Genomic DNA, 13,923 nt, shown 5'->3' with positions numbered 1-13,923 from the left:
CAATAAACGAAAAAAGAAATGTAAAAATTAAAATAGTTAAATTTTTACGTATCTACATTATGAAATTCAACATAGATGAACATAGTGTTAACAATGAAAACGGATTATTAACGCAAGGTGGAAAAATTAACAGTATTGCATTAATTTAAAACTTTGATATAATAGATGTAATACAACAATTTAAGGAGTTAATTATTTTACATTAAGTGGTACTATACACCACTTAATGTAAGTATATTACAAACACAAAATGAAGGTGGTGATACTTTGGCATCAGAAGCAATCAATAAAATCAAAGAAACAGAAAAAAAAGCTAATGAGATTATTGAAAAAGCTATTACAAATAGCAAAGAAATTATTAAACAAGCTGAAATTCAGGCAGAAGATCAGTATAAGGAAATTTTACAACAGACCACAGTAAAAATTAAGGAAATTAAAGAAAGAGCTTTAATTGAAGGGAAGACTAAAGCTGAACCTATTTTGAATATGGGCAAGGAAGTTGTTGAAAAAATAATCAATATACCTGAAGAAAAAATAGATTTGGCTGTAAATTTAGTAATTGAGAGGATAGTGAACTTCAATGGCAATAGTTAAAATGAATAAGTTTACACTTTTAGCCTTTGAATCTCAAAAACATTCTTTGCTTAAAAAATTACAAGCCTTTGCAAACGTTGAATTTTCAGACCTTTCAGAAGATAATGAAAAAGAATTCAATGAACTTAAAAGGGACAATGAAAGCAATGAAATAACAGAAATCGAAGGTGAAATTACAAAAGTTAAATTTGCAATAGAGCTTTTAAGTAACTATAGTGACAAAATAGGCATGTTAAAGAGTTTAAAACAAGGAAAAAAATCATTGAATTACGAAACCATCGAAGGTATTAATGAGCAGTGGAATTGGAAAGAAATTTATGGGAGACTGAAAGATAAGGATAATGAAATTGCAAAATTGAAAAATGCAATATCAAAACTTTCCAGTAATATTGAAGAATTAACTCCTTGGAGTAATTTAGATATTTCAATTTCTGAGGCTAACAACTTAAAAAGCACTGTAAATCTTTTAGGGGTTTTACCACAGGTATTTATGGATTCCTTAAAAGTAGAATTACAAAATAATTTTAAAGGTTACTATTTTGAGGTTATTAGTGATACATCGAGAGAAGCAAATGTTTTCATGGTTTTTCATAAAGATGATGAAGACGAGGCTAACCAACTATTAAAAAAGTATTCCTTTAGTAAAATAAATCTAAATTATGAGGAAATTCCAAGAAAAGTTATAAGTGAATATACTGATGAGATATCTAGATTAAAAGGAACCATTGAGAGTATTCTTAATGAAATGAAGAGTTATGTTGTTTACCTAGATCAATTCAAAATTACCTATGAACATTATGTAAATAAACTAAATCGGATAAGTACTATACAAAATTTTCTGAAAAGTGAAAATGTTGTTGCAATGAGTGGGTTCTATCCTTCAGAAAATCATGAAGGACTAATGGAAGTTTTAAAAGAAAGCTTAGGTAATGAATATTATATTGAGTTCTCAGAAGCTGATGGAGACGGTGTTCCAACATTACTTAAAAATAATACATTTGTATCTTCCTTTGAGCCTATAACAGCAATGTATAGCACACCTAGATACAAAGAGATTGATCCAACTCCATTATTTGTACCATTTTATCTTGTGTTCTTCGGAATGATGTTATCAGATGCAGGGTATGGACTACTTATTTTATTAGCTACAGGCATTGCATTAAAAGCTTTCAATTTAGATGATGAAATGAGAAAAACTGTAAGAATGTTCTTTTACTTGAGCATATCCACAGTAATATGGGGAGTACTCTTTGGAAGTTACTTTGGTATGGTACTAATACCACCACTTTGGATGACCCCTGATAGTGATGTAAGTTTGCTTATGTTAGTGTCTATTGCAATGGGCTTAATACAAATCTTCGTGGGCCTAGGAATAAAGGGTTATATTTTAATAAGAGATGGGGAACCACTTTCAGCATTATGGGATGTAGGACTTTGGTATATTACTTTAACTGGCTCAATTCTTTGGGCTGTAGATGCTCTTGGAGCTGGAGAAGCTATTGGACTTAGCCCTGTAATCGTTAAAGTAGCAGGAATAGCAACTATCATTGGTATGGTGTTCATTGTGCTTACTCATGGCAGAGGTGAAAAGACAATTGGTGCAAAACTTGGTACTGGAATCTACTCATTATATGGAATAACTGGCTATGTAGGTGATTTAGTATCCTATACAAGGCTTGCTGCTTTAGGGCTTGCAACTGGGTTTATTGGGGCAGCTTTTAATATAATGGTAGAAATGTTAGGAAAATCAGTGTTTACTATAGTTTTTGCTGGTGTAGTATTTGCTTTTGGACATATATTTAATTTACTTATTAATGCCTTAGGTGCTTATGTTCATACATGCAGATTACAATACCTTGAATACTTTGGAAAGTTTTATGAAGGTGGAGGAAAAGCTTTCAATCCACTTAAATTTAATTCACAATACTATAAAATATTAAAAACAGGAAATAGGGAGGAATAAATTATGATGGAATTTTTAAATCAAAATGGTGGTATTATTTTTGGAGCACTAGGGGCAGCTCTAGCTGCAGCCTTACCAGGTATTGGATCGGCAAAAGGTGTTGGTATGGTAGGAGAAGCGGCATCAGGATTATTGACTGAGGAACCAGAAAAGTTTGGAAAAGCGTTAATTCTTCAATTACTACCTGGTACTCAAGGTCTTTACGGTTTCGTTATTGCATTATTAATTTCACTTCAGTTAACTGCTGACATATCACTTGCTAATGGTTTATATTTATTAGCAGCTTGCTTACCTGTAACAATTGCATGCTGGAGATCAGCTATTTCTCAGGCTAGAACCGCATCATCAGCAGTACAAATCCTTGCAAAAAGACCAGAGCATAATACAAAAGGTATTATATTAACAGTAATGGTAGAAACTTATGCACTTTTAGGGTTCGTTATGTCCCTACTACTAGTAACAGGTGCTAACTTTTAATTAAGGATGTGAGATACATGTCTAACATAGAAAACTTAACTTCTAAAATTATAAAAGATGCAGAAGTAAAAGCTGAAAATATAATAAATGAAGCCAAAATCAAAGAAACTGAAATAATAAATAAAAAGATTGAAGTTGCTAATAAAATGGCTTCAAATATGGTTGAAAACGCCATAGTTGAAACAAAGGTCATTATAGATCGTATGCTCTCTAAGGCTGAATTAGAAGTTAGAAATGAAAAACTTTCAGCAAAGCAAGAAATAATAGAAAAAGTTTTTGATAAGGCCCAAGAAAAACTTTCAAAAATGAATTTAGATACTTTCCAAAAATTTGTTAGAAACTCTATTTTAAATCTTGATATTGAAGGTGATGAAGAAATTATAATGTCTATTGATGACAAAGCTAAATTACCAAAGGATTTTCTTACTGACTTAAATAACCAACTTATCACTTTAGGAAAGAAAGGAAACATAAGTTTTAGTAACGAACTTAGAAATATCAATGGTGGGTATATTTTAACCAAAGGTGGAATTGAAATAAATAACTCCTTTAAATCTATGATTTCCTCACTAAAAGATGAACTTGAGTATGGGGTTAATAACGTATTATTTAATGAGAACTAAGGAGGTTAACGCGAATGGACAGAATGGATTTTACCCATGCTGTAGCTCGATTAAGAGTTATTGAAAAAAGACTCCTTGATAAAGTTAAGATTGAAAGACTATTAGAATGCGAAACCCCAGAGGAAGTTCTTAAAGTTTTACAAGAAACTCAATATGGGGAAAAAATTAGTAATGTAAAAGATATTCATATCTATGAGAATATGCTAAGACAAGAATTAAAAGACTTGTATGAAACCATGTATAAACTTACCCCTGAAAAATCAGTAATTGATATTATGAGTTTAAAATATGATTACCATAATATCAAAGTGCTTGAAAAGGGGAAGAGTGGGGACAAAGACTTATCTAATCTTCTTATACCTATTGGCACTATTCCTGAAGATACTTTAAAAACAATTATACTTTCAGGGGAATTCAAAGCTTTGAATCCCCTTATGAGAGAAGCTGTGACTAAAGTTGAATCGATTTTTTCGATGGATAGAGATCCTCAAAATATTGATATCATATTAGATAAATATATGTATAAAGATATGCTTCAGAGGGCTTTAGCCACAGAAATAGAATTTATTATTGAGTATGTGAAGATATCTATTGATATTACAAATATTAAAACTATGTTAAGAGTTAAGAAGCAAAATAAAGATGCTAGATTCCTTGAAGATATCTTAATAGAAGGCGGAACTATAAATAATAATACATTTATTTATGGACTTAATGAATCTTTAGAAAGCTTTATAAATAGTGTATCTAAATCATCGTATACTAAAGCATTGACATCTATATTAGAAGACTATAACAGAACGGGAAACTTTTCCCCTATAGAAGTTATTTTTGACAATTATATTATAGATAAGGCAAAGAGTGCTAAAAGAGTAAATTTTGGACCGGAGCCACTTATTGCATTTATAATTGCAAAAGAAAATGAAATTAAAATCGTTAGAATTATTTTAGTTGGAAAAATAAATAAAGTTCCAACAGAAATAATTAAAGGAAGGTTGCGTGAAATATATGCATAAAATAGGTGTAGTTGGCGACAAGGACTCCATTTTGGCCTTTAAAGCGCTAGGCATAGATGTTTATCCTGTGGTTGATGTTGAGGAATCAAGAAAAACAATAGATAAAATGGCCTTTGAAAATTATGCAGTTATATTTGTAACAGAACAACTAGCTCAGCATTTAGAAGAAACAATACAAAGATATAATACAAAGATGATTCCAGCCATTATTTTAATACCAAGCAATCAAGGAAGCTTAAATATTGGAAAACAAAGAATTAGTGATAATGTTGAAAAGGCTGTAGGAGTTAATATCTTATAGAAAGGCAGGTAAGAAGCTTGAAGATTGGTAAAATAGTAAAAGTTTCGGGTCCTTTAGTTGTAGCTAAGGACATGGATGAAGCTAATATATATGACGTAGTTAAAGTTGGAGATAAAGGTCTTATTGGTGAAATAATTGAAATGAGGGGAGATAGAGCCTCAATTCAAGTTTATGAAGAAACCACAGGACTGGGACCTGGAGATCCAGTAGTAACTACTGGAGAACCATTAAGTGTTGAACTTGGACCAGGATTAATGGAAGCTATGTTTGATGGGATTCAGAGACCATTGAATGCCATTAAAGATAAGGCAGGCAACTTCTTAACTAAAGGTGTAAGTGTATTTCCTTTAGATAGAGAAAAAATATGGAGTTTTGTACCTACAGTAGCTATTGGAGATAAGGTATCAACTGGTTACACAATAGGAACTGTTAAGGAAACTTCAATTATCACCCAGAAGATAATGGTTCCTTTTGGTGTAGAAGGAACAGTAAAAGAAATTAAATCTGGAGACTTTACAGTTGATTCTGTAGTTTGTGAAATTGAAACGTCTAACGGAGTAAAAGAGTTAACCTTAATGCAGAAATGGCCAGTTAGAAAAGGAAGACCTTATAAACAAAAGTTAAATCCAGCAGAACCACTTACTACTGGGCAAAGAGTAATTGATACATTTTTCCCTGTAACAAAGGGTGGAACAGCATGTGTACCTGGTCCATTTGGAAGTGGTAAGACAGTAGTTCAGCACCAGCTAGCTAAATGGGGAGATGCTGAAATAGTTGTTTATGTTGGCTGTGGCGAACGTGGCAATGAAATGACAGATGTACTTAATGAGTTTCCAGAACTGAAAGACCCTAAAACTGGAGAGTCTCTTATGAAGAGAACTGTACTTATTGCTAATACATCCAATATGCCTGTTGCAGCAAGAGAGGCGTCTATTTATACTGGGATAACCATAGCTGAGTTTTTTAGAGATATGGGATACTCTATAGCAATAATGGCTGACTCAACCTCAAGATGGGCGGAAGCTTTAAGAGAAATGTCAGGAAGACTTGAAGAAATGCCTGGTGATGAAGGATATCCTGCATACCTAGGATCAAGAGCTGCGGACTTCTATGAAAGAGCCGGAAAAGTAGTATGTTTAGGAGAAGATGAAAGAGAGGGTGCACTTACAGTTATTGGAGCAGTTTCTCCACCAGGAGGAGACCTTTCTGAGCCAGTTACTCAAGCTACACAAAAAGTAACCAAGGTGTTTTGGGGATTGGATGCAAATTTAGCATATAGAAGACACTTTCCAGCAATTAATTGGTTAAATTCATATTCATTATATTTAGATAAGATAGGTTCGTGGATGAATGAAAATGTTGCTGAGGATTGGAATGACTTAAGAATTGAAGCGATGACACTGTTGCAAGAAGAATCAAGCCTTGAAGAAATAGTTCGTCTAGTTGGTATTGATGCACTTTCAGAAGGAGATAGACTTAAATTGGAAGCCGCAAAATCTATTAGAGAAGATTACCTTCAGCAGAATGCTTTCCACGAAATAGATACTTATGCATCTCTTCAAAAGCAATATAAAATGCTTAAGGTAGTAGTGAATTTCTACAAGTTAGGTGCAAAGGCATTAGATAGTGGTGTTTATTTTGATAAACTATTAAAACTTCCTCTAAGAGATAAAATTGCTAGAACAAAATATATTTCAGAAGATGAAATCAATAAAATAGATGAAATAAATAAAGAATTAGAAAATGAAATTCAAAAATTAATTCTAGAGGGAGGTGTAGCAAATGTTTAAAGAGTACAGAACTGTTTCTGAGGTTGTAGGACCATTAATGGTGGTTGAAAAAGTAAAGGATGTAAAATATGATGAACTTGTTGAAATAGAACTTCAAACAGGAGAAAAAAGAAGAGGCAGAGTTCTTGAAATAACTGAAGACAAGGCTATGGTTCAGCTCTTTGAAGGTTCATCTGGAATAAACTTAAAGGGAACAAAAGCTACATTCCTTGGAAGACCTCTTGAATTGGGCGTTTCTGAAGATATGTTAGGAAGAGTTTTTGATGGACTTGGAAGGCCAAAGGATGGAGGCCCTAAGATAATACCAGAAAAAAGAATGGATATTAATGGGGAACCAATAAATCCTGTTGCTAGAAACTATCCATCTGAGTTTATTCAAACAGGAATCTCAGCTATAGATGGTCTAAATACTCTAGTTAGAGGTCAAAAGCTTCCTGTGTTTTCAGGTGCAGGACTTCCACACGCTGAACTAGCTGCTCAAATAGCAAGACAATCGAGAGTATTAAACTCTGATTCAAAATTTGCTGTTGTTTTTGCTGCTATTGGTATTACTTTTGAAGAAGCACAATTCTTCGTTGATGACTTTACTAAAACTGGAGCTATAGACAGAACCGTTCTATTTATGAACTTAGCTAACGATCCAGCTATTGAAAGAATTGCAACTCCAAGGATGGCACTAACCACTGCAGAGTATCTAGCTTATGAAAAAGGTATGCATGTACTTGTTATCATGACAGATATAACAAATTATTGTGAAGCTCTTCGTGAGGTTTCTGCTGCGAGAAAAGAAGTGCCAGGAAGAAGAGGTTATCCAGGATACTTATATACTGACCTAGCTAACTTATATGAAAGAGCTGGTAGAATTAAAGACATTGAAGGCTCTATTACACAAATTCCAATTTTAACTATGCCTGAGGATGATAAAACTCACCCAATTCCAGACTTAACTGGATATATTACAGAAGGACAAATCATCTTAAGCAGAGAATTGTATAAAAAAGGTATAATGCCTCCAATAGATGTATTACCTTCTCTTTCCAGATTAAAAGACAAAGGTATTGGAAAGAACAAAACAAGAGAAGACCATGCAGATACAATGAATCAATTATTCGCTGGTTATGCACAAGGTAAGCAGGCTAAGGAGTTAGCAGTAATATTAGGTGAATCAGCACTTTCAGATGCAGATAAACAATATGCAAAATTTGCAGAAGCATTTGAGAAAAAATATGTAGCTCAAGGTTTTAATGCAAATAGATCTATTGAAGAGACTTTAAATCTAGGATGGGAGCTATTAACTATACTGCCTAAGTCAGAGCTTAAGAGAATTAGAGATGAGTATTTAGATAAATATCTACCTCAAAGAGGGGATGAATAGTAATGGCTAGGCTTAATGTTAATCCTACTAGAATGGAGCTTACAAAGCTCAAAAAGAGGTTGGTAACTGCAGCAAGAGGCCATAAACTATTAAAAGATAAACAAGATGAGCTTATGAGAAGATTTATAGATCTTATCAAACATAACAATAAACTTAGAAATGATGTAGAAGATAAACTTCAATTAGCATTTAAGGAATTTGTTATGGCTTCTGCTGCCATGTCACCTGAATTTCTTGAAGAAGCAATTGCTTATCCTAAAGAAAGTATTTTTGTTAAGGTTGATACAAAGAACGTCATGAGTGTTAATGTTCCAGTAATGAAGTTTATAAGAAAATTAGAGAGTGATCCAGGTAGCATTTACCCTTATGGTTTTGCTACCACCTCTTCTGAGTTAGATGATTCTATTAATTATCTGTACTCTATACTACCTAAGCTTCTAGAACTTGCAGAAGTTGAAAAGTCTTGCCAATTAATGGCTGATGAGATTGAGAAGACAAGAAGAAGAGTTAATGCACTTGAATATATGACAATTCCACAGCTAAACGAAACTATTAAATATATTAGAATGAAGCTTGACGAAAATGAAAGAAGTGCGTTAACAAGACTAATGAAAGTAAAAGATATGATGGAAAAACAAAATGTGAGAGCTGAGTAAATATACTCAGTTCTTTTTTTGACTTCTAGAATACTATATTTAAACAATCTACAAGTTTTTAGAAGAGTTTGAATAAAATGAACTTATCAATAACACAATAAATTAGTTTTATTTCTACAAAAAATATAATATAATTTATTTTATAAGGTTTAATTTTGTTGAATCATACTTTTACAAAATTAATAGACTATATTAAATATAATAGGGGGAGTTACAATGGCAGTAAAAGAAATACTACAATATGGTGATAGCAAATTAAATGCAGTCTGTGAATCTATAAAAGAAATTAACCAAGAGGTTTTTGATATAATAAAAGACTTAAAGGATACATTATATGATGGAACAGGAATAGGTCTAGCAGCACCACAAATTGGAATATTAAAGAGGGTAATATTAATTGACTTAAGAGTAGGTGGAGATGCAATAATACTTATAAATCCTGAGATTGTTGAGACTAGTGGTAGTGAGTGCGATTACGAGGGATGTTTAAGTTACATAGGTTATGAAGGTGAAGTAGTTAGACCTACAAGAGTTGTAGTTGAAGGTCTAAATGAAGAAGGTAAAATGGTGACCTATAATGCTAAGGGACTATTAGCAAGAGCTTTTTGTCATGAAATTGACCATTTAGATGGAGTTCTATATATGTCTAAAGCTGAAACTATGTATGAAGTTCTTGAAGAGGATGATGAGGATTAGAAATAACAAGTTTTCTTAGGTTTATATAATTTTAGAGTAAGGACAGTTACTGTAGTAGCCTTACTCTTTTTTTATTCAGTGAAAATTATATTTTTTTCGTTTAGTTCTAGATTTAGTTGATATTAAATCTAGAACTAAATAGAGCATATGATGATGTCAAAAAGAAATAAGGTCTGATTGTAGATAATCATAGATTTTTATTTAGATAAATTCCATGAAAACAGAGCTTGTTTCCCAAAATAGAGCTTTTATTATTTAATCTAATTACTGCATTGTTGTCAATCCTTAAAGCCTTATTTACATAAATAACTATATTTTCATATTCATATAAATGATAATTTCCATCATTAGTAAAGGCTGATTTTACCTCAATCCATGGGGTTTTACTCGGATTAATTCCTCAACACAAATTTGTATTTACCACGTTTAAGACTACTACATAGTTATTTTTTCGTAGATAATTCAGTGCGTCACTTTCAATATTTATCATATTAACTCCTTAAAATTACTAATATACTAACTTTAACTAAATATTCACTTAGTACTTATTCTACACCAAAATGTGTAGTTAGAAATATTATACCAAATTAAAATACGTATTATAGCAATAAAGTTACATTTTTTTTCTTTTGAAATGGCAATAAATATTAAATTGTTTATTTTTTATAGACTTTATTGTTATAATATATTATTATAATATTCTTGCAATAAAACACAATTACTAAAATTGGAATGAGGTGAATTTATATGTCTATTGAACAGAGTGATACAATTAAAGAGCATACTAAGTTTTCTGAGACTAAAGACTGGATAAAGAAAGAATTAAATAAAACTGAAAGCAAAGTTTTAGATTACGAAAAAAAAGTAGCGGATTTTAAAAAAGCTTCAGGAGGCACTTACAATCAGGATTTGATTTTAACTGAGAAAATTTTTGATTTTGCAAGTAAAAGTCTTCATAAATATGAAGAAGCTAAAAATCAACCTTATTTTGCAAGAATTGATTTCAGAGAAAGACGTAGGGATTTGGATAGTTTTTATATAGGAAAGTTTGGTTTAAATGATGAAGAGAAAAATGAAGAAGTAGTCATTGATTGGAGAGCACCCATTGCTAACTTATATTATGGAGGGACTTTCGGACAAGCTTATTATACCTCACCTATAGGAATTATAGAAGGAGAGCTCGCACTTAAGAGAAAATTTCTAATTAAAGATGGTACCCTTGTAGATATATTTGATGAGGGTGTTAATGAATTAATAGTTAAAACCTCTGCAGAAGGAAATGAACTTGTTGATGAGTTTTTAAAAGTAACATTAGAGGAAAATATAAGTAAAAAACTTAAAGATGTAGTTGCTACTATTCAGAAAGAGCAAAATGAAATAATAAGAGCATACAAAAACAAACCAATAATAATACAAGGTTCCGCCGGTTCAGGGAAAACAACTGTAGCGCTACATAGATTAGCATATCTCATTTATACCTATGGCAATGAAGCTGAAAATCAGAACATATTGGTAGTTGCACCAAATAAATTATTTTTAGATTATATTTCTGATGTATTACCCAACTTAGGGGTTTACAGTGTGAAGCAAAATACCTATGAAGAACTTTGTCTAGAAATCCTAAAAATGAAAAATAAGGTTATCACAAAGGATGAAAAACTAGGCACAATAATGGAGCATTCAGCACATGAAAAAACGAAGTATATTACTGCTACAAGTAAGATAAAAGGTTCATTGCTTTTTAAATCGATATTAGACAGATATATTAAGTATATAGAAGCAAAAGATACTGAATTAACAGATATAATGATTGAAAATTATTCTCTTTTTACAGCAAGGGAAATAAAAAGACTTTATATAAGAGATTTAGCACATCTTCCTATAAAAAAGAGAAAAGAAGAAATAAAAAAATATTTTAAGCAAAAACTAAAGGATAAGTTATTAGAGATAGAAGGATTAATTGATAGAGATTATAATTTTAAAATAATGGACATTAAAGTTCAGAAGGATATAGATGAACAAGAGAAAAGAGCACAAATTATTAAAACCTATGATGAAAGAGACGAAAAGAAAAAGTCATTAAAAAGCACAAGTAATAAAGTATTAAAGGAATTTTTTGATAAGTGGGAAACAATAGATTTATATACCTGCTATATTGAGTTATTTAACAATAAAGAAACTTTTAGAGTTATTACAAATGGTATGATACCTGAGAATCTTGCCAATTATATTAAGGAAGATTTGAATAATAATTTACAAAGAAAGATAATAGATAGCGATGATTTAACTGCACTAGCTTATTTAAAACTTAGATTTGAAGGAATGAATGTTGAAAATTATATGCATATCGTAATCGATGAAGCTCAAGATTATAGTTATTTTCAACTTTATTTATTGGGTGAAATTTCTAAGAATAAATCTATGACTATAGTTGGTGATTTAGGTCAAGGTATATATAATTATAAAGGCATTGAATCTTGGGATAAGCTAATCAAAAAAGTTTTTAATGAGGATGCTACATACATTGCACTTTCACAAAGCTATAGGTCTACAGTGGAAATTATAGAGTTTGCAAATAAAGTTTTAGATAAACAAAATTTAAATTTAATTCCTGCAGTGCCTGTATTGAGACATGGTAAGGTTCCAGAAGTAATAAATATTACTTCAAAAAGCAGCGATGCAGAAATTATTGATAAAATAGTAGATGAAGTTCATATGCACAATAAACATTCTGTGGCTATAATCTGCAAAACTTACTCGAAGTGCCAGGAATTACACAAGCAATTAAGAAAGAGTTCTTCATTTAATTGGGTTTTAATTAGTGAAAATGAAAATAATATAAGTATGGAAAAGCTTATTATTCCAAGTTATATGACAAAAGGACTTGAATTTGATGCTACAATTATTTATGACTGCAACGAAGAAAATTATAAGGATAATGATTTAGATAAAAAGCTATTATATGTATCTTTAACAAGAGCCTTGCATCTTCAGTATGTAACTTACAAAAATTCTATAAGCAAATTATTAGAATAGTAAGTAATTAATAATTATTATTCCTTTGTTGTAAAATATATTATATAATATTAATGTAAATGTTAAGAAACTTGGAAAAATATTTCTCAATTGGAGGTTATATAAATGAAATCAGTAGAATTAAAAAATAATATTTATTGGATTGGAGTAGAGGATCCTGAGTTAAGAGTTTTCGATATAATAATGGAAACAAAAAGAGGTACAACATATAATTCATATTTAATTGATGACGAAAAAGTAGCTATTATTGATACAGTAAAAGATGGTTTTTTTGATACATATCTAGAGAATATTAAAGGTATTATTGGTGATAGGAAAGTAGATTACATTGTAGTTCAACATACAGAACTTGATCATAGTGGATCTCTAAGTAAGCTATTGGAAGTTTATCCTGAGGCAAAGGTCATTGGTTCTAGGGCAGCGATTAAATACCTAGGGGCAATTTTAAACATGAGTTTTCATAATATACTAGCTGAAGGTGAAATAAACTTAGGAAGCAAAAGTTTAGAATTTATATCAGCTCCAAATCTTCATTGGCCAGACACAATGTTTACTTATGTAAAACAAGACAATGTTTTATTTACTTGTGATGTTATGGGATGTCACTATTGTCCAACTAATTGCATAACAGATTCTTGTTCTGGTGATTATGAAGCTGAGATGAAATACTACTTTGAAGTAATTATGGGACCATTCAAAAAATTTGTTAACGCTGGGTTAAACAAAATTGAAAACTTACAAAAAGATATTATAGCGCCAAGCCATGGTCCGATTCATGTAAATGATTTAGAGTACTATTTTAATCTTTATAGACAATGGGCTAAAGAAGAGTTACCAAGTGATAAAAATATTCAAATATTTTATATTTCAGCTTATGGAAACACAGAAGCCATGGCTAAGTATTTAGCAAATACAATCAAGGAAAAGGGAATTAGAGCTGAAGCACATGAAATAACTTCAATGTCTATGGAAACTATGATTAATCTTATTGAAAAATCAACTGGGATATTAATTGGTTCACCAACGATAAACCAAGATGCAGTAGAACCAGCATGGAATTTATTAGCTCATGTTAGCCCAATTACAAATAGAGGAAAAATAGCAGGTTCATTTGGATCTTATGGATGGAGTGGGGAAGGTCCTACTATGTTAAATTCTAGATTAAAAGACCTAAAATTTAAAGTGTTGGATGATGGGTTAAAGTTTAACTTTGTTCCAAGTGATAATGACTTCACAGCAGCTGAATCCTTTGTAGAAAACTTACTTCAGATGCATAAATAACCACTGTTAATATGTATTTATAAATAATATCATAATTTAGTTAATTCAAAAAAATTAGACAAAAAAGAAAAATTCTATTATAATATACTTTATAATAGAATTTTTTTATGAAATA

The 13,923-nt window shown here is 31.0% G+C and carries 12 protein-coding genes; all 12 read left to right on the top strand.

What is annotated here, in order from left to right; all coding sequences use genetic code 11:
* Window positions 1-267 precede the first annotated feature (267 nt).
* The 12 genes from RR409_RS08395 (at window position 268) to RR409_RS08340 (ending at window position 13,808) form a co-directional block, all read left to right on the top strand.
* Window positions 268-594: an ATPase gene (locus RR409_RS08395; protein ID WP_332557291.1), complete on the top strand. Its 327-nt coding sequence runs from the start codon at window positions 268-270 to the stop codon at window positions 592-594.
* On the top strand, window positions 581-2,557 hold the full coding sequence (locus RR409_RS08390; RefSeq protein WP_332557290.1) for a V-type ATP synthase subunit I: 1,977 nt from the start codon (window positions 581-583) through the stop codon (window positions 2,555-2,557). Before RR409_RS08395 ends, RR409_RS08390 begins: the two co-directional genes overlap by 14 nt.
* Before the next feature lie 3 nt (window positions 2,558-2,560).
* Complete coding sequence (locus tag RR409_RS08385) at window positions 2,561-3,034, top strand: V-type ATP synthase subunit K (protein ID WP_332557289.1); 474 nt, start codon at window positions 2,561-2,563, stop codon at window positions 3,032-3,034.
* A gap of 17 nt (window positions 3,035-3,051) precedes the next feature.
* Window positions 3,052-3,657, top strand: coding sequence for a V-type ATP synthase subunit E (locus tag RR409_RS08380; protein ID WP_332557288.1), 606 nt, complete (start codon window positions 3,052-3,054; stop codon window positions 3,655-3,657).
* A gap of 14 nt (window positions 3,658-3,671) precedes the next feature.
* On the top strand, window positions 3,672-4,673 hold the full coding sequence (locus RR409_RS08375; RefSeq protein WP_332557287.1) for a V-type ATP synthase subunit C: 1,002 nt from the start codon (window positions 3,672-3,674) through the stop codon (window positions 4,671-4,673).
* Window positions 4,666-4,974, top strand: coding sequence for a V-type ATP synthase subunit F (locus tag RR409_RS08370; RefSeq protein ID WP_332557332.1), 309 nt, complete (start codon window positions 4,666-4,668; stop codon window positions 4,972-4,974). Before RR409_RS08375 ends, RR409_RS08370 begins: the two co-directional genes overlap by 8 nt.
* Before the next feature lie 17 nt (window positions 4,975-4,991).
* The gene (locus RR409_RS08365) at window positions 4,992-6,764 is read left to right on the top strand and encodes a V-type ATP synthase subunit A (protein ID WP_332557286.1); all 1,773 of its coding nucleotides are present in this window, start codon (window positions 4,992-4,994) and stop codon (window positions 6,762-6,764) included.
* Window positions 6,757-8,139 carry a V-type ATP synthase subunit B gene (locus RR409_RS08360; RefSeq protein ID WP_332557285.1) on the top strand — a complete coding sequence of 461 codons (1,383 nt, stop codon included), beginning with the start codon at window positions 6,757-6,759 and terminating at the stop codon, window positions 8,137-8,139. The genes RR409_RS08365 and RR409_RS08360 overlap by 8 nt, the downstream gene beginning before the upstream one ends.
* Window positions 8,140-8,141: 2 nt before the next feature.
* Window positions 8,142-8,795, top strand: a complete 654-nt coding sequence (locus tag RR409_RS08355) for a V-type ATP synthase subunit D (RefSeq protein ID WP_332557284.1) — start codon at window positions 8,142-8,144, stop codon at window positions 8,793-8,795.
* A 216-nt stretch (window positions 8,796-9,011) separates the two neighbouring features.
* Complete coding sequence (gene def, locus RR409_RS08350; RefSeq protein WP_332557283.1) at window positions 9,012-9,491, top strand: peptide deformylase; 480 nt, start codon at window positions 9,012-9,014, stop codon at window positions 9,489-9,491.
* 747 nt (window positions 9,492-10,238) lie between these two features.
* Complete coding sequence (helD, locus tag RR409_RS08345) at window positions 10,239-12,527, top strand: RNA polymerase recycling motor HelD (RefSeq protein WP_332557282.1); 2,289 nt, start codon at window positions 10,239-10,241, stop codon at window positions 12,525-12,527.
* A 105-nt stretch (window positions 12,528-12,632) separates the two neighbouring features.
* Window positions 12,633-13,808, top strand: a complete 1,176-nt coding sequence (locus RR409_RS08340; protein ID WP_332557281.1) for an FprA family A-type flavoprotein — start codon at window positions 12,633-12,635, stop codon at window positions 13,806-13,808.
* Window positions 13,809-13,923 lie beyond the last annotated feature (115 nt).

It is taken from the genome of Clostridium sp. (assembly GCF_036642255.1).
GTDB lineage: Bacteria > Bacillota > Clostridia > Clostridiales > Clostridiaceae > Clostridium_J.
This window is presented reverse-complemented; position numbering and strand designations above follow the sequence as displayed.